Source organism: Halorubrum sodomense, assembly GCF_900111935.1.
Taxonomy (GTDB): domain Archaea; phylum Halobacteriota; class Halobacteria; order Halobacteriales; family Haloferacaceae; genus Halorubrum; species Halorubrum sodomense.
Window position 1 is genome coordinate 680,151 of record NZ_FOYN01000002.1, and the last position, 15,070, is coordinate 695,220.

Annotated in this window: 18 protein-coding genes; 10 read left to right on the plus strand and 8 right to left on the minus strand. The window is 71.7% G+C overall.

Annotation, left to right across the window (positions count from 1 at the left end):
• Positions 1 to 162: 162 nt before the first annotated feature.
• Positions 163 to 2,226, plus strand: coding sequence for an AAA family ATPase (locus BM286_RS08230; protein WP_092921076.1), 2,064 nt, complete (start codon positions 163 to 165; stop codon positions 2,224 to 2,226).
• 25 nt (positions 2,227 to 2,251) lie between these two features.
• Here the strand turns inward: BM286_RS08230 and BM286_RS08235 are convergent, their stop codons facing one another.
• Both BM286_RS08235 and BM286_RS08240 read right to left on the minus strand, forming a co-directional pair.
• Positions 2,252 to 2,476, minus strand: coding sequence for a hypothetical protein (locus BM286_RS08235; RefSeq protein WP_092921077.1), 225 nt, complete (start codon positions 2,474 to 2,476; stop codon positions 2,252 to 2,254).
• A gap of 63 nt (positions 2,477 to 2,539) precedes the next feature.
• Positions 2,540 to 3,316, minus strand: a complete 777-nt coding sequence (locus BM286_RS08240) for a bacteriorhodopsin (RefSeq protein WP_092921078.1) — start codon at positions 3,314 to 3,316, stop codon at positions 2,540 to 2,542.
• Between the two features lie 178 nt (positions 3,317 to 3,494).
• Here BM286_RS08240 and BM286_RS08245 point away from each other — a divergent pair, with 178 nt between their 5' ends.
• From BM286_RS08245 to BM286_RS08255, 3 genes are all read left to right on the plus strand, one after another.
• Entirely contained in the window at positions 3,495 to 3,875 is a 381-nt protein-coding gene (locus tag BM286_RS08245; protein ID WP_092921079.1) for a SlyX family protein, read from the plus strand.
• Between the two features lie 107 nt (positions 3,876 to 3,982).
• Entirely contained in the window at positions 3,983 to 5,035 is a 1,053-nt protein-coding gene (locus tag BM286_RS08250) for a Brp/Blh family beta-carotene 15,15'-dioxygenase (RefSeq protein ID WP_092921080.1), read from the plus strand.
• Between the two features lie 123 nt (positions 5,036 to 5,158).
• Positions 5,159 to 5,899, plus strand: a complete 741-nt coding sequence (locus BM286_RS08255; protein WP_092921081.1) for a protein sorting system archaetidylserine synthase — start codon at positions 5,159 to 5,161, stop codon at positions 5,897 to 5,899.
• Positions 5,900 to 6,013: 114 nt separating this feature from the next.
• Here BM286_RS08255 and psmB read toward each other — a convergent pair whose 3' ends face one another.
• Entirely contained in the window at positions 6,014 to 6,745 is a 732-nt protein-coding gene (gene psmB / locus BM286_RS08260) for an archaeal proteasome endopeptidase complex subunit beta (RefSeq protein ID WP_092921082.1), read from the minus strand.
• A 225-nt stretch (positions 6,746 to 6,970) separates the two neighbouring features.
• Positions 6,971 to 7,147: a hypothetical protein gene (locus tag BM286_RS15600; protein WP_167603370.1), complete on the minus strand. Its 177-nt coding sequence runs from the start codon at positions 7,145 to 7,147 to the stop codon at positions 6,971 to 6,973.
• A 356-nt stretch (positions 7,148 to 7,503) separates the two neighbouring features.
• Between BM286_RS15600 and BM286_RS08265 the strand changes: the two genes are divergently transcribed.
• Complete coding sequence (locus BM286_RS08265; protein ID WP_092921083.1) at positions 7,504 to 8,184, plus strand: uracil-DNA glycosylase family protein; 681 nt, start codon at positions 7,504 to 7,506, stop codon at positions 8,182 to 8,184.
• Between the two features lie 261 nt (positions 8,185 to 8,445).
• Here the strand turns inward: BM286_RS08265 and BM286_RS08270 are convergent, their stop codons facing one another.
• Both BM286_RS08270 and BM286_RS08275 read right to left on the minus strand, forming a co-directional pair.
• Positions 8,446 to 9,747, minus strand: coding sequence for an asparagine synthase C-terminal domain-containing protein (locus BM286_RS08270; protein ID WP_092921368.1), 1,302 nt, complete (start codon positions 9,745 to 9,747; stop codon positions 8,446 to 8,448).
• 5 nt (positions 9,748 to 9,752) lie between these two features.
• The gene (locus tag BM286_RS08275; protein WP_092921370.1) at positions 9,753 to 10,436 is read right to left on the minus strand and encodes a PHP domain-containing protein; all 684 of its coding nucleotides are present in this window, start codon (positions 10,434 to 10,436) and stop codon (positions 9,753 to 9,755) included.
• Positions 10,437 to 10,762: 326 nt separating this feature from the next.
• Here BM286_RS08275 and BM286_RS08280 point away from each other — a divergent pair, with 326 nt between their 5' ends.
• The 4 genes from BM286_RS08280 to BM286_RS08295 all read left to right on the plus strand — a co-directional run bounded on the left by BM286_RS08280 (position 10,763) and on the right by BM286_RS08295 (position 13,533).
• On the plus strand, positions 10,763 to 11,230 hold the full coding sequence (locus tag BM286_RS08280) for a 30S ribosomal protein S15 (RefSeq protein ID WP_092921084.1): 468 nt from the start codon (positions 10,763 to 10,765) through the stop codon (positions 11,228 to 11,230).
• Positions 11,231 to 11,292: 62 nt separating this feature from the next.
• Entirely contained in the window at positions 11,293 to 12,498 is a 1,206-nt protein-coding gene (locus BM286_RS08285; RefSeq protein ID WP_092921085.1) for an exonuclease RecJ, read from the plus strand.
• A gap of 1 nt (position 12,499) precedes the next feature.
• The gene (locus BM286_RS08290; protein WP_241988387.1) at positions 12,500 to 12,889 is read left to right on the plus strand and encodes a KEOPS complex subunit Pcc1; all 390 of its coding nucleotides are present in this window, start codon (positions 12,500 to 12,502) and stop codon (positions 12,887 to 12,889) included.
• Entirely contained in the window at positions 12,886 to 13,533 is a 648-nt protein-coding gene (locus BM286_RS08295) for a 30S ribosomal protein S3ae (protein WP_092921086.1), read from the plus strand. The genes BM286_RS08290 and BM286_RS08295 overlap by 4 nt, the downstream gene beginning before the upstream one ends.
• A 68-nt stretch (positions 13,534 to 13,601) precedes the next feature.
• Here BM286_RS08295 and BM286_RS08300 read toward each other — a convergent pair whose 3' ends face one another.
• Both BM286_RS08300 and BM286_RS08305 read right to left on the minus strand, forming a co-directional pair.
• Complete coding sequence (locus tag BM286_RS08300) at positions 13,602 to 14,090, minus strand: GNAT family N-acetyltransferase (protein WP_241988388.1); 489 nt, start codon at positions 14,088 to 14,090, stop codon at positions 13,602 to 13,604.
• Positions 14,087 to 14,665, minus strand: coding sequence for a GNAT family N-acetyltransferase (locus tag BM286_RS08305; protein WP_092921087.1), 579 nt, complete (start codon positions 14,663 to 14,665; stop codon positions 14,087 to 14,089). The genes BM286_RS08300 and BM286_RS08305 overlap by 4 nt, the downstream gene beginning before the upstream one ends.
• Before the next feature lie 113 nt (positions 14,666 to 14,778).
• Between BM286_RS08305 and BM286_RS08310 the strand changes: the two genes are divergently transcribed.
• Positions 14,779 to 15,057 (plus strand): DNA-directed RNA polymerase subunit L, encoded by a 279-nt coding sequence (locus tag BM286_RS08310; protein WP_092921088.1) that lies wholly within the window; start codon positions 14,779 to 14,781, stop codon positions 15,055 to 15,057.
• Positions 15,058 to 15,070 lie beyond the last annotated feature (13 nt).

A 15,070-nucleotide genomic window follows, 5' to 3' on the forward strand; every position in this document is an offset into this window, starting at 1 on the left:
GTCGCGGCCGACTCGATCGATTGCGGCCGCAGGCCGCGGCCCGCGGCCCGCGGGCCGCGGCCGTGTCCAGTCAGGCCGTGGGTACTTTTTCGTCGCTGGGCGTACCGATCGACGTATGCTGTCGACCACCGCCGGGACGTTCCGCGATCGGGACAGAGAACGATGAGCGTGCGCATCCCCGTCCGAGAGCCGCCCACGTCGGTCCCCGGAGACCGCGTCGGCCTCCCCGAGTCCGTCCTCGCCGACCTCGGCGTCGGCCTCGGCGATCGGGTCGTCGTCGAGGGCGCACACCGAATCGTCGCCCCGGTCGTCGCTGTCGACGACGGGAAACGGGCCGTCTTCCTGGCCGAGCGACTCCGCCGGACCGCCGGGCTGGAGCCGGGCGACACCGCGACCGTCGCGGCGTCGGACCTCCCGGTCGCGTCGTCGGTCACGCTCCGGCTCCGCCAGTCGGTCGACCTGGAGCGGAGCGAGGACGCGATCCGCCGACGGCTCGACCGGCGCGTCGTCGCCGTCGGCGACGAGGTCGAGGTGACCCGCCTCGGCGGGGCCCTCACGCTCAGGTTCGACGTCCGGGGCGTGACCCCCTCGTCGCCCGCGGTCGTCGGCGCCGAGACCGAGATCACCGTTGCCGCCGACGGGGGGCCGGACGTCGTCGCGGAGTCTCCCGGCGACGGCGCCGGCGACGCGTTCGTCCCGACGGCGACGTTCGGGCGCCTCCGGGACGCGGTCGCGACCCGGTTCGACGCCGCCGAGACCTTCGACTCGGCCGGGTCCCCGACGCTGGGGCTCCTTCTCAGCGGCCCGCGCGGGTCGGGGAAGACGACGCTCGTCGAGGCCGTCGCGTCCGCGACCGACGCGACGCTGGTCCGCGTCTCCGCGGCGCGACTTCGGGGCGAACGAGCCGGCGACCAGACGGACCGCCTCGACCGGGTGGTCGAGGCCGTTCCCGAGGGGGAACCGACGGTGGTCCTCCTCGACGACCTCGAGGCGCTCGGGGCCGACGACGGCGCCGGATCCGCGCTGGCCGACCGCCTCCGGTCGACGGTCGACGAACTCCGCGCGGGAGACCGGACGGTCGTGATCGGCGCGACGACGGACCCGAGCGGCGTGCCGTCGGCGCTGCGCCGGGGCGGCCGGTTCGACCGCGAACTGGACGTCGAGCCGCTGACCACAGCGGAGCGCGCGACCGCGCTGGAATCCCTCTGCGAGGGTGCGCCGCTCGCGATGGACGTCGACTTCGAGGCCGTCGCCGCGCGGCTCAACGGCTACGTGTTCGCCGACCTGGCGGTCCTCGCGGACGCGGCGCTGGAGCGGGCGGTCCGCCGCGAGGGGCGGACCGCGATCCGGATGGCCGACTTCGACGCCGCGCTCGACGACGTCGAGCCGAGCGGACTCCGGGAGGTCACGGTCGAGTTCCCCGCCGTCGGCTGGGACGAGGTCGGCGGGCTCGACGCGGCCAAGCGCGAACTGGTGCGCGCGGTGTACTGGCCCCTGGAGTACGCCGACCGCTTCGCGGAGATGGGGATCGAACCCCCGTCCGGCGTGCTGTTGTACGGACCGCCCGGGACCGGGAAAACGCTGCTCGCGCGCGCGGCAGCGAGCCTCAGCGACGCGAACTTCATCCCCGTGAACGGGCCCGAACTGCTCGATAAGTACGTCGGCGCGAGCGAGCAGGCGGTCCGCGACCTCTTCGCCACCGCGCGCGAGAACGCGCCGGCGGTGATCTTCTTCGACGAGGTCGACGCCATCTCCCCGAAGCGCCGCGGCGACGACACGGGCGCCGGCGAGCGCGTCGTCTCCCAGCTCCTGACCGAACTCGACGGGTTGGAGCCGCTGACAGACGTCGCGGTGATCGCCGCGACCAACCGGCCGGACACGATCGACGAGGCGCTGCTCCGACCGGGTCGGATCGAGAAGGCGGTCGAGACGCCGCTTCCGGGGCGGGACGCGCGCCGCGAGGTCCTCGAGATCCACGCGCGGGAGATGCCGATCGCGGCCGGGGTCGACCTCGACCCCCTCGCAGACCGCACGGCCGGGTACAGCGGCGGCGACATCGCGGCGCTGGTCCGCGAGGCCGGGCTGCTCGCGATCGAGGACGCGATCGTCGACGACGGCCCGGCGGTCGAGGCGACCGTCGGACGCGACCACTTCGAGCGCGCCCTCGACGAGACGTCGCCGTCGACCCGCGACGGGCGCGGCGCCGCCGACCAGCCGGGCGAGTAAGCCGTCCGCCGGCCCTCGCCCGCCGTTAGCTCGGTTCCTCGTGGAGGTTGAGGACGAAGTAGACGACGCCGACCATGGCGAGCAACTCCAGCGCCGCCATCGTCCAGAACAGGGTGTTGAACCCCCCGGCCGGCTCTCGGAGCGTCGGGATCACGAAGATCCCGACGAGAGCGATCACGGCGCAGACGGCCAGCCCGACGACGGACCGCGTATTCAGCACTGCCGGCTGTTCGGTGTTCGTAGCGCTCATGTGAAGAATGGGTTGTGAAAGTCGTTCGGCGCGCTGTTCAGTTTCGCTGGGTCCGCTAGCCGATCAGTCCGCGGCGGAGACGTCGGCGCCCGCGGAGGGCTCCGGCGCCTCGGTGTCGCCGAGGATGGCGCGGCTGCGGAGCAGGATGAAGCCGAAGCCGACCTTGGCCGTCACGTCGAGAACCATGAACAGGAGGGTCTCGATGCCGAGGCCGACGACGCCGGCGCCCTCGGTTCCGATGATCCACAGGATCGGGTAGGCCGTCCAGAGCACCAGGACCAGCGCGGTCAACGTGTTGAAGGTGCTCGCGACTTCAGGTCCGCGCTCCTTCGCCGCGCTCCGGAGGCTCGTGGCGAGGAAGTACAGCACGACGATCATGCAAATCGTGCTGAACAGCCACCAGGAGTACCGCGCGATCGCCGTGTGCGAGAGCGCGCCGATGAGGCCGGTGACGATCATCAGCGCGTCGACGCCGACGAGCGTCCCGATGGTGACGCGGTCGACCTTTGCGAGCAGCGCGAGGTCGAGCAGCAGCAGCGGCGTGGTGAACAGCCAGTCCGCGTACCGCGCGTAGTAGATGTCGAGCATTTCGCCACCGACCGTGACTTCCGTCAGGCCGATGCCGAAGAACATCGACAGGTACGCCGCCGACGCGATCCCCGGCACGAGGATCGTGACCGCGTAGTACTCGCGGGCGTCCTTGTCGGTGACCCCCCACCCTCTGACGAGGAAGTAGAAGGTCCCGATGAGCATTAGTAACGTTCCGATACCCAACCACAACGTCTCGGGGCGACCGTCCCCGAGTAGGTCGTATCCCGCCTGTAGTGCTATCGGGTCCATACCCACATCCTGATACAGTATATACTCTATTGAGACCGATGCCAACCCAGTCAGGTATCGGCGTCGGCGGGCGGCCGATCGCGGTGGGGCGTCGACGGTCGCTCTCCGCGTCGCATCGGCCCTCGAGGGAAACGTAGTCGCCCCGAAAGTAATGACCCTGGGGCTCCAGAGGTGTCGTATGGCTGACGACGACACCGAGGCGGAAGCGGAATCGACCACCGAGACCACCGCGGAACGGGAAACCGAAGCGACGGCGACCGACGACGTCACCATCGACGTCGAGGCGATCGACGAGTACGAACAGCGCATCGAGGAGCTGTCCACCGCGGTCGAGGAGCGCGACGAGACCATCGAGGAGCTCCGGTCGGTCGTCGAGGAGCAGTCCGAGCAGATCGACAAGCTGGAGAACCAGTTCCTCGACCTGTCCGCGCGCGTGGCCGACGGCCGGAACCTCGGCGTCTGCCCCGAGTGTAACGGGCCGACCGAAAAGAAAGAGCGGCTGTTCCGGTCGGACACGATCGAGTGCACGCGCTGCGGCGAAGTGATCCACACGTACTGATGGCGGCCGTCTCGACCCCTCGTTCCTCGCCGCGCCGACTGGCGGGAATATAAAAGCCCAAATAATGGTGACGAGGCCCTAACCCCGTAACGCCCCTATCGGCGCTCATGTCGACGTCGACGGCGAGTCCGGTACGACGGCTTCTCGGTGAACCGGAGCGGACGGCCATCGGTGCGTCGCGCGCGGCGTTGCTCCTGCTCGCGGTCGGGTTCGGCGCGCTGTCCGCGGCCGGCACCGACGTGTCGCTCCGGACGCAGATGATCGCGTACCTCGTCGGGATGGTCGCGCTGAACCTCCCGCACGGGGGGTACGAACACTTCTCGAACCTCCGCCGGCGGGGGCTCCCGTTCGGCGCGCGGTACGTGGCGCTGTACCTCGGCTTCGTCGCGTCGTTCGTGGCGCTGTTCGTCGTCGCCCCCCTGCCCGCGCTCGCGATCGCGTTCGGGACGGCGGTCGCGAAGGGCGGCCACGGCGACCTCCGCGTGATGGACGCGCTGGTCGGGACCGACCACCTGCCGACGCGGCCGCAGCGGGCCCTCGCCGCGCTCGTCCGGGGCGGCGCCGTGATGGTCGTTCCCGCCGTCTTCTGGACCGAGACGTTCTACGGCTTCACCGGTATCATGCTGGGCGTCTTCGACGGCCGGCTGGCCGGGCCGGCCGCGTCGAACCCCGAGGCGTTCACGACCGTGCTGGGCGGGGCGTTCGGCCTTGCGGTGCTCGCGCACCTCGGCGGCGGCCTCGCGACCAGCCTGCGCTCGACCGGCGGCGTGAGCCGGTCGTGGCTCCTCGACGCCGCGGAGACGCTGCTGCTCGTCGCCTACTTCGCGCTCGTGCCCGTGGTCGTCGCCATCGGGCTCTACTTCCCGCTGTGGTACTCGCTGCGGCAGTCGGCGCGGAGCATGGTCGTCGAGCGCGAGCAGCCCGACCGGACGGAGGGCGTGTCGCTCGTCGTCGCGTGGGGGGTCCTCGTCGTCGGCGCGCTGGTCACGGCGAGCGTCGCGACCGTCCTGTGGACCGTCGCTCCGAACCCGCTGGCCGGCGGCTCGCTGCTCTCCGGCGCCGTCGCCTTCTACACCATCTTCGTCTGCGTCATCGCGATGCCGCACGTCGTGGTCGGGGAGTGGCTCGACTTCGGGCGCGGCATCTGGTACGTGCCCTGACCGCGGGCGCGTTCCCGGGGCGGCGGGCGCGGAGGCCACGGCGGCGTCCGCCCGGACGCGAACCGCCCGCCCGCGGTCGACGAGATAACAAGCCCTAAAACCCGTCTCGTCGACCGATACGGTATGTCTCTGCGGTTCGTTCGGCGCCTCGGGCTCGCGGACGCGGTGACCGTGGCCAACGCCGCCGTCGGCTTCCTCGCCGTCGTCGCCGCGACGGTCGACGTCACGCTCGCGGCTCGGCTGGTCCTCCTCGCCGCCGTCGCGGACGGACTCGACGGCGTCGTCGCCCGCCACCGCGGGTCGACACCGGTCGGCCCCTACCTCGACTCGCTGGCCGACGTCGCCTCCTTCGGCGTCGCGCCCGCCGCCGTCGTCACGGCGGTCGTCCGCGACGGGCGCTCGTTCGCGACGGATCCCGCCCTCGTCGCCGGCGGCGTCGGCGCGGGCGCGCTGTTCGTCGCCGCCGCGGTCGCCCGACTCGGCTTCTACACCGTCGACGAGGACGGCGCCCGCGAGACCGTCGGCGTCCCGACAACCCTGTCGGCGACGGTTCTCGCGGCCGCCGTCATCGCCGGCTACACCGCGCCGCTCCTCCTCGTCGCGGCGACGGCGGCGTTCGCGCTGCTCATGGGGTCGACGGTCACGTACCCGGACCTCCACGCGCAGGACGCGCTCGTGATGGGCGTCGTTCAGGTGGCGGTGATCCTCACTCCCGCCGGTCACATGGCCACGGAGGCGCTGCCGGCGTGGATCGGCGAGGGGTTCGCGTTCGCGCTGCTGTTCCTCTCCTGTGGGTACCTCCTCCTCGGCCCGCGGTTCTACTGGGGCGAGGGGATCCGCGCGCCGCCGGGGCTGCGGCGGTGACGCGGAGCGCTACCGGGCCGATCCCCTGACCCGGCTCGTCAGGCAGAAAATTCGGCAGTACAGAGCGGTCGACGAGGCGGTGACAACCGAGCGGCGCCGACGGCGACAGGGAGCTTACAGCAGGTCGTCGAAATCCTTGTACCGGGTGATGTCGACGCCATCGTCGGTGACGACGGCGACGTTGATCCCGTTACCCGACGCGAGGTCGCGCTCGACGGCCGACTGGATCGCCTTCGCGGCGATGTTTTTCGCCTCGTCGATGTCGACGTCGTCGTCGTACTCCTGTTCCAAGACACCGAGCGCGTACTGCGACCCGGAGCCGGTGACGGTGTACTCCTCCTCGGTCGTGCCGCCGAGGGGGTCGATCGAGTAGATGTGCGACCCCTCCTCGTCGACGCCGCCGAGGATCGGGCTGACGACGAAGAACGCGCCGGAACGGAGGAGGTTGCCCGTGAGCGTCGACAGCGCTTCCATCGACATGTCCTTGCCGCGGCGAGCCTCGTAGAGGCTCGTCTCGGCCCGGAGCGTGGAGATGAGGTTCTGTGCGGGGGAGACGGAGCCGGCGATGGTGAGGGCGCCGCGGGGGTGGACTTCCTCGACCTTCTGGACGTCCTTCGAGGAGACCATGCCGCCGAGCGAGGCGCGCATATCCGTCGCGAGGACGACGCCGTCTGCCGTCTTGATGCCGACGGTCGTCGTCCCCGTCTTCATACCCTCGCCGTCGCCACCGGCGGCGGCGCGCTGCTCGCTCTGGTCGAACTCGCCGAGCTCCGGTCCGAAGACCGGCTGGTCGCGGCCGAGTTCGACGGACGGACCGTCCGAGAGGTTGTCAGTCGGTGTTCGCATTACGCCTCCGTAGGCTCGGCGCGCGGATAAAGGCAACCCTTCGGGGGCCGCCGACCGGTTCCGACGAGCCTATCCGTCGCCGGGCCGCGACCGGACGACCGCGGCGAGGCGCGCGGTGGCGGAGCCGGGTGTCGACGGGGAAGTCGCGGGAGCGGCGACGCCGTCGCTCGGAGTCGGTTCGGCGTGCGGTCGTCCGCGCAAAACGAGCCGGCTCCGGGCGGTCGATCACTCCTCGTCGGCGGCCTCGAACGCCTCGGTGGTGGTCTCGACGAGTCGGCCGATCGGGACGTTGACGCCGAGACGCCGGCGCGCGAAGACGGCCACCGGGAACAGCGAGATCCCGGCGGCGACGGTCGCTTGGTGGAGCCCGAAGAGGGCCGCCGTTCGGATGCGGTCGAACATTGAACTTCTGCCCGACCCCAACGCGGGGACATATAAATACCTTTCGCGGCTCGTGCCGGCAGTGTCCCGTCGCAGTCGTGCGGTTTTCGGTTATAAATTAACGATCCTGAAACATCTCGTCTCCCGCGTCGGTCGACGCGTATCCGAACTCGGTCGAATCGGGTTCGTCCGCATAAGTTATGCGAATTCACGGCGGCTCGTGCGCCTCGCATCGGACCCCCGCGGTCGGCGCGCTGAAACGGGGTGCCAGCGCGCTGACACGGGGTGCCGACGCGCTGACACGGAGCGCGTCGGGCCGCGCGCCGGTCGCCCCCGGACCGAACGGGATATAACTGCCCCCACGCCTACCACGTCGCGTGAAGAACGTCACGGACCGGATCCGGAACCCCTTCGGGATGCGCCCCGACTGCCCCTCGTTCGTTCCCGGCTACGGCGACGCCAACGCGGACTTCCACGTCGTCGGCGACCGGCCGGGCGTCCACGGCGGGACCGCGGCGGGGGTCCCCTTCACCGGCGAGGCGTGGTCGCCCGCGTTCCTGTCGGCGCTCGCGGAGGCCGGACTGATCGCGGGACTCGCGGAGGGGGTCGCTCCCGACGGGGTCGCGCGAGAGGGCGACCCGACCGCGATCGACCCCGTGCGGACCGACCGAACGTTCCTCTCGTACCTCCACATGTGCGAGAACGAGGACCCGCCGGACGACGAGGCCTACGACGACATGGAGCGGTTCTTCGACGCGGAGCTCCGCGCCATCGCGGCCCACGTGCTGCTCCCGGTGGGCGCCCGAGCGACCCAACACGTCCTCGAGACGTACACCGCCCGGGCCCGGAAGACCGAGATCGACATGCGCGCGCTCCACGGCGAGGAACTGCTCGGCGCCGGTTGGCTCGTCGTACCGATCAGCGACCCCGCCGACTGGAGGGACGGCGACGCCGACCGGCTCGTCGCCTCGCTCAGAGAGCTCCGTTCGACCGATTTCCGCCGCGAGAGCGATCTCGGACGGTTCGTCGCCGGCAACGACCCGTACCTGGTCCGCTGACGTGGCGCCCGCCGAGCGGTCACCGCGAATCGGTCGGTTTTCGCCCGAAAAAACGTGAATTTTCCGCTGTGAAGCGCGCATCAGATGGGACAGTTCGGAAGTAATCGACCAGATCTACGCACGATCGTCTTCTATCTCGGCCATAAGAGAGTCATATTTGTCGCTACTGCCCGTATTTTATACCTGTCCCGCCGATACCTGAGTAGACGCCCGACCGATCGGGCGTCGGCCGCAGGACTGGTACTCCGCGCGGCGACTTGGTCAGTCCCGGCCCTCACCGGCCGGCTTTTCGGCGGTACACAGCGCCTCGACGTACTTCCCGACGTGGTCGTCCATCCGCCGCTTGTAGCCCGCCCGCCGCGCGAGCCGGTCGAGTTCGCGGGAGACGTACGTGCCGTACTGGACGGCCTTCTTGTCCGCGGTGCGGACCGACTCCGGCACGCGACCGGTCGCGACCCGCCGCAGCGCGACCTTCCGCTCGTCGCCGTCGACGAGCAGGTCCCCCGGCAGCGCCAACGCGGCGGCGACGACTCGGTCGTCGAGCAGCGGCGTCACGGGCTCGACGCCGGCGGCGCGAAGCGCGAGCACGTCTCGTTCCAGTTGATCGGGCAGCGTCCGGACGGTCTCGGTCCGCGCGCCGCGGACGGTGTCGGCGTCGACTCGGGAGTCCTCGGCGGGGTCGACGACCTTGCTGTAGCCGCCGAACAGCTCGTCGGCGCCCTGGCCGACCGCGAGCCGGTCGAACCCGTCGGCCGCGGCCGCCTCGCCGGTCAGGTACAGCGGGACCGCGATGGCGACGTCCATCGGGTTCCGCCGACCGGTCGCCGCCGCGACCGCGCGGACGGCGCGCGTGAGGTCTTCGTGCGTGATCTCGACGACCCGCAGGTCGCGGTCCGTCGCGTCGGCGGCCTCGCGCGCGGCGGCGACGTCGTGGCTCCCCTCGAAGCCGGCGACGTAACGGGGAGCCTCGGGGACGGCGGCCGCCACGAGCCCGGAGTCGACGCCGCCGGAGAAGGCGACCGCGAGGTCGTCGTTCCCGGCGGCGGGCACGGAACGAGCCGAGGACGCGAGACCGTCGAGCGCCGCGCTCACCGCGTCCTCGACCGCAGACAGCGCGGCCGCCGGATCCGCGGTCGGACCGGGGTCGGGGAGCTGCCAGACGCGCTCGGTCCCGACGGCCGAGACGACGCTCCCGGCCGGAACGGGCTCCGGATCGTCGAGCGCGTCGCGATCGAAGCCCCACTCTCCTGTCGCCGTCGGCCGGCGGTCGGACTCCGGATCGAGCGCCCTGCGCTCGACGAACAGCGGCTGGCGGCCGAGGACGTCGCGCACGAGGACCGGGCCCTTCCGGGCCTCTCGGCCAGACGTCTCTCGGCGCGACGGGTCGGCTGTCTCCCGGCGCGACGGGTCGACCGTCTCCCGGGGCGGCGGGTCGGCCAGCAGCCCGGCGAAGCCGCACCCCCCGGGAAGCGGGTCGGCGTCGCGGAGCGCGGCCCGGACGCGGTCCGCGGAACCCCCTCGGAGCGTCGAGCCGGCGTCGTCGGCGGGCGGAGACGGAACCATCGCGGTCACCGGAGGCCGTCGAGCGCGCGGAGCGCCCGGCGCTTGGCGCCCCCGCCGAACTGCTTGAGCGATATCCGCCACGGGGTGCGCTTCCCGACGACGCTGGTCCGGCCGTCGGCGATACCGTCGAGGATCGCGGCGGCGGAGCGGTCGTCGGCGCCCACCTCGGTCACCGCCTGTCCGACCATCTCGGAGATGTGGGCGTCGCTGCCGGCGGTCATCGGGAGCCCGTTGCGGACGGCGAACTTCTCGGCCTGCCGGTTCGACCGACCGGTGAACAGCCGGGAGTTGTACACCTCGACGGCGTCGGCGCTCGCGAGCTGCTCGTCGCTGACGTGCGCGGCGACGCCGTGACGGGACTTCTGGAAGGGGTGGGGAACGACCGCGATCCCGCCCTGATCGCGGATCCGATCGAGCGTCTCGTCGAAGGGGAGGCCGCTCTCGACGCGCTCCTCGATGCCGAACGCGAGGACGTGGCCGACCGCCGAGGTCACCTCCATGCCGACGACGCCGACGAGACCGTATTCGGGGGCCTTCTCGGCCGCCCGGATACTCGCGTCGATCTCGTCGTGGTCGGTGACGGCGAGCGCGTCGAGCCCGACTCCGGCCGCCTGCTGCAAGAGGAGGTCGACCGGGTCGCGCCCGTCGTACGACAGCGCGGAGTGCGCGTGGAGCTCGACCGATAGCACACCGTTCAGTTCGGACGTGGCCATAAAAAGCGCCCCGGTCCGCGGCGGTTCGCGGCGGTTGCGGCGGTTCGCGGCGACAAGAACACGCTTAAGAACCCTGCCGACGACGGTTCGGACGGGAACAGCACAGCTGCAGATCCGACTCGCCGGGGCGCTTTCGCCCGCGGCTTGGGAATGTAGCAGTGCGCCGACGCCTCCGGCGTCGCGGTCGGGCGGTCCGCTCGCGCGGGCCGTCCGGTCGGATCGCTCGCTCCGCGAGCGCTCCGTAGCCGCGTCGCGCGGAGTCGCGGTCACGTTGCGGTTGTGCCGTTCCAACCAGACAGACAATGGCACGAATGCACACGCGCCGTCGCGGTTCGTCCGGTTCGGACAAACCGGCGACGGACGAGACCCCGGAGTGGAGCGACGTCGACGCCGAGGACATCGAGTCCCGCGTCGTCGAACTGGCGGAGCAGGGCCACGACCCCAGCGTCATCGGCCTCAAGCTGCGCGACGAGGGCGTCAAGGGCGTCCCGGTCCCCGACGTGAAGCTGGCGACCGGCAAGAAGGTCACCGAGATCCTCGAGGAGCACGACGCCGACGCCGACATCCCCGAGGACCTCCGCAACCTGATGACGCAGGCCATCCGCCTGCGCGAGCACATGGAGGAGAACGGGCAGGACCACCAGAACAAGCGCGCGCTCCAGAACACGGAATCGAAGATCCGCCGCCTCGCGAACTACTACCGCGGCGACGAGATCGACGAGGAGTTCACGTACACCTACGAGAACGCCGTCGAGTACCTCGAGGAGTGACGCAGTCTGACGCGGCCTGACGCGGCGACTATCGACGACGACCACGACAACGCACCCCACTCATGACCGAAGCGATGTCCGCCACGCCCGCCCCCGACGCGCTCGCCGGCGTCCTCGCAGACGCGCCGTTCGTTCGGCTCGTCGCGACCGACGACGGCGACGCGCTGGCGGCCGCGGGGCTGCTCGCGCGAGCGCTCCGAGCGACGGGCACGCCGTTTCAGGCGCGCGTCGACCCCGATCCGGTCCCCGACGACGTCGACGACGGCGTCGCGGTGACCGTCGGCGTCGACCGCGGCCAGCACGCGATTCCAGGGACGGGACGCCCGGCGAGCGCGGCGGCCTTCGCGGTCGCCCGCGAACTCGGCGTCGAGCCCGACCCCGTGGTCGCGCTCGCCGGCGTCGTCGCGGCCGGGTCGATCCCCGGCGCCGACGGCTCCGGCGACGCGCTCGACGCCGCGGAGCGGGCCGGCCGCGTCGAGCGGCGACCCGGCGTCGCGCTCCCGGTCTCGGGAACGGTCGACGAGGAACCGTCCCGAGCGGAGGCCCTCGCGGCCTCGACGCTCGCGTCGACGCGGTACTCCGGCGACCCGGCGGCGGCGCGCGACGCGCTCGCCCCGCTCGGACTGCCGGCCGACCTCGACTCGGACGACCGCCGGCGCTTCGCGTCGCTGGTCGCGGTCGACGCGGTCGACGGCGACGACGCGAGCGCCCGCGCGGCCTCGGCGGTCGAGCGCGCGCTCCGCCCGTACGTCACGGACGGGCCCTTCGAGACGGTCGGGGGCTACGCCGACGTGCTCGACGCGCTCGCCCGGGAGGCGCCCGGGACGGGAATCGCGCTCGCGCTCGCGAGCGACCCGGACGCGTCGCTTCGGACGGCCGCGCTCGACGCGTGGCTCCGCCACGGTCTGGCGGCTCACCGCGCGCTCGACGACGCGGCGGTCGGCCGGTACGACGGCTGCGTCGTCGCCCGCGTTGACGCGTCTCCGGCGGTCCTGCCGACGGTCGCCCGGCTCGTCCGGGACTTCCGGTCGCCGGAGCCCGTCGCGGTCGCGCTCGACGAGACCGCGGGCCGACTCGCGGTCGCCGCGACCGGTGGCGGCAGCGCAGCGGGCGACGCGGCCGTCGACCGGATCGGCCTCGGCGACGCCTGCCGGACCGCCGCCGGCGAGGCCGGCGGCGACGGCTGGGGGACCCCCGTACGCGGGGGGATCGCGGTCGACGACGGCGATATCACGGCGGCGCTGGCCGCGCTCCGGGAGGCGATCTGAGATGGTCGACGACGACTCGCCGGCCGCTGACGACTTGCCGGCCGCTGACGACTCGCCGGTCGTCGACGCCGACCGAACCGCCACGGTCCGGACCGAACACGCCGACGCCGCGACGGTCGCGGCCGCGCTCGGACCGGACGAGACCGACTCGATGCGCACCCGGGTCGACGGCGACACCGTCGCCTGCACCGTTTCGCGACCGACCACCGGCGGGCTCCAGTCGACGGTGGACGACCACCTCGTGAATCTGCGCGTCGCCGACCGCGTCATCCGGCGCGGACGGGCGCACGTCGCCCCCGACGCGCCGCGGACCGACGCCGCGAACGAACCGCACTCCGACGCCACGGACGAACCGCAGACGACCGACACCGACACACACACCGACACATGAGCGAACGATCCGTATCCAAGAGCAGAGAACAGAAGCGCTGGTACTCCGTGCTGGCGCCCGAACAGTTCGACCGACAGGAGCTCGGCGAGACGCTCGCCGAGGAGCCCCAGCAGGTCGTCGGGCGCACGATCACGACGACGCTCGACCAGCTGACGGGCGACTCCAACGCGAACAACACGAAGTTAACCTTCAAGATCACCGACGTCGGCAGCGACACGGCGTACACCGAGTTCATCAAGTACGAGCTGACGCGCGACTACCTGCGCTCGCTCGTCCGCCGCGGCGCCTCGAAGGTCGAGGCGTCGATCACGGTGCTGACGACGGACGACTACCGCGTCCGCGTCCAGCCCGTCGCCCTGACGACGAAGAAGGCGGACCGCTCGCAGGAGAAGGCGATCCGCCGCGTGATGATCGACAAGGTCCACGCCGCCGCCGAGGAGCGCACCTTCGAGGCGTTCGTCGACGCGATCGTCGACGGGAACCTCTCGTCGGCCATCTACGGCGACGCCAAGGAGATCTACCCGCTGCGTCGCGTCGAGGTCCAGAAGCTGACCCTCGAAGCGCGCCCGCGAGAGGTCGCCGCCGAGGAGGAGGCGTCCGTGGACGTCGACGCCGACGAAGTGGCCGTCGACGCCGACGAGTAACGCCTCGCCGCGCGGACCGACGCGACCCGTTTTGCGTTTATCGACCGCGGAGCGGCGGCGCCGGGGGCTCACCCCTCGTCGACGCGAGCGACCATGCGGTGCCGCGCGACCGCGAACCCCCGTTTCTCGTAGAACGCCCTGGCGCGCTCGTTGCCGACGGCCACGTCGAGCGTCACGCGCTCGCAGCCGCGGGCCGCGGCGGTCACGTCGACCCGGTCGAGCAGATCGCCGGCGACGCCCTCGCCGCGGTACGGCTCGCGGACGTACAGTTCGCCGACGTGGAGCCGGTCGCCCGCGGCGAACACGGGCGCGGACGACTCGACGCTCGCGGCGGCGTAGCCGACGAGGTCGCCGCCGTCGACGGCGACCCACGTCATCGCCTCGTCGTCGTCGAGGCGGTCCGCTCGGCGTTCGACGCCCGCGGCGACGAGGTCGAGGTCGTCGGCGAGGCGGTTCCGCTCGGCGACCGGTTCCATCTCCCGGGCGAACGGCAGCCACAGTTCCTCGACCAGCGGTCGCACGTCCGCCTCGCGGAGCCGCCGGATCTCCACGGTCACACCTCCGAGACGGGGACCGTCAGTTGGCGGCGGTACGGTTCGAACCCCCACCGCTCGTAGAACGACGTCGCGCGCTCGTTGTCGACGTCGACGTCGAGCCGGAGTTCGCCGCAGCCGTGGTCGCGCGCGTCGGCGACCGCCCGTTCCATTAACAAGTCGGCCAATCCGGTCCCTCGATACGACTCGTTCACGTAAACGTCGCCGACCACGAGCCGGTCGGGGCGGTCGAACACCTCGGGACACGCGTCGACGCTCGTCGAGACGAACGCGACGAGGTCGCGGTCCGGGCCGGGAACCCCGACGGGCGCGGGGCTCTCGGGGTCGAGAACCTCGGAATCGACGTCGCCCGCCTCGGCTTCCGGGTCGACCCCGACCACCCACGTCCGGTGGTCGTCGTTCTCGCGGCACAGATCGAGGCGGAACTCGGTCTCCGCGGCGATCAGCTCGTCGTCGGGGCGATCGGCGAGCGCGTGGTCCGACGCGGCCGCGGCGAGGTCGCGGTGGTAGGGGAGCCACAGCTCCCTCGCGTAGCGCTCCGCAGCCGCCGCCGTGGGGGGCAGTCGTCGAATCTCCATACGGCGGCCACCGGAGCGGTCGGCATACGCTTTCGGGTCGCGTGCGAGCCGTCCGCATCCTTCGATATCCGGGAGACGAAAGCTTGAAACGCCGCTCGCCCGACCTCACGGACATGGAACTGCGGGTCATCGAGAAGACGGACACGGAGCTCAACATCGAGATCGCGGGCGAGGACCACACGTTCATGAACGTGCTGAAGGGCGCCCTGTTGGAGTCGGACGACGTCGCGGCCGCGACCTACGACGTGAACCCCGAGCAGTCCGGCGGCCAGACCGAGCCCGTTCTCACCGTCAAAGCCGAGGAGGGCGACCCCCTCGACGTGCTCGCGGACGCCGCCGACTCGATCACCGAACGCACGGACGCGCTGCGCGACGCGGTCCACGCGGCCTGACGCCGATCCGAGG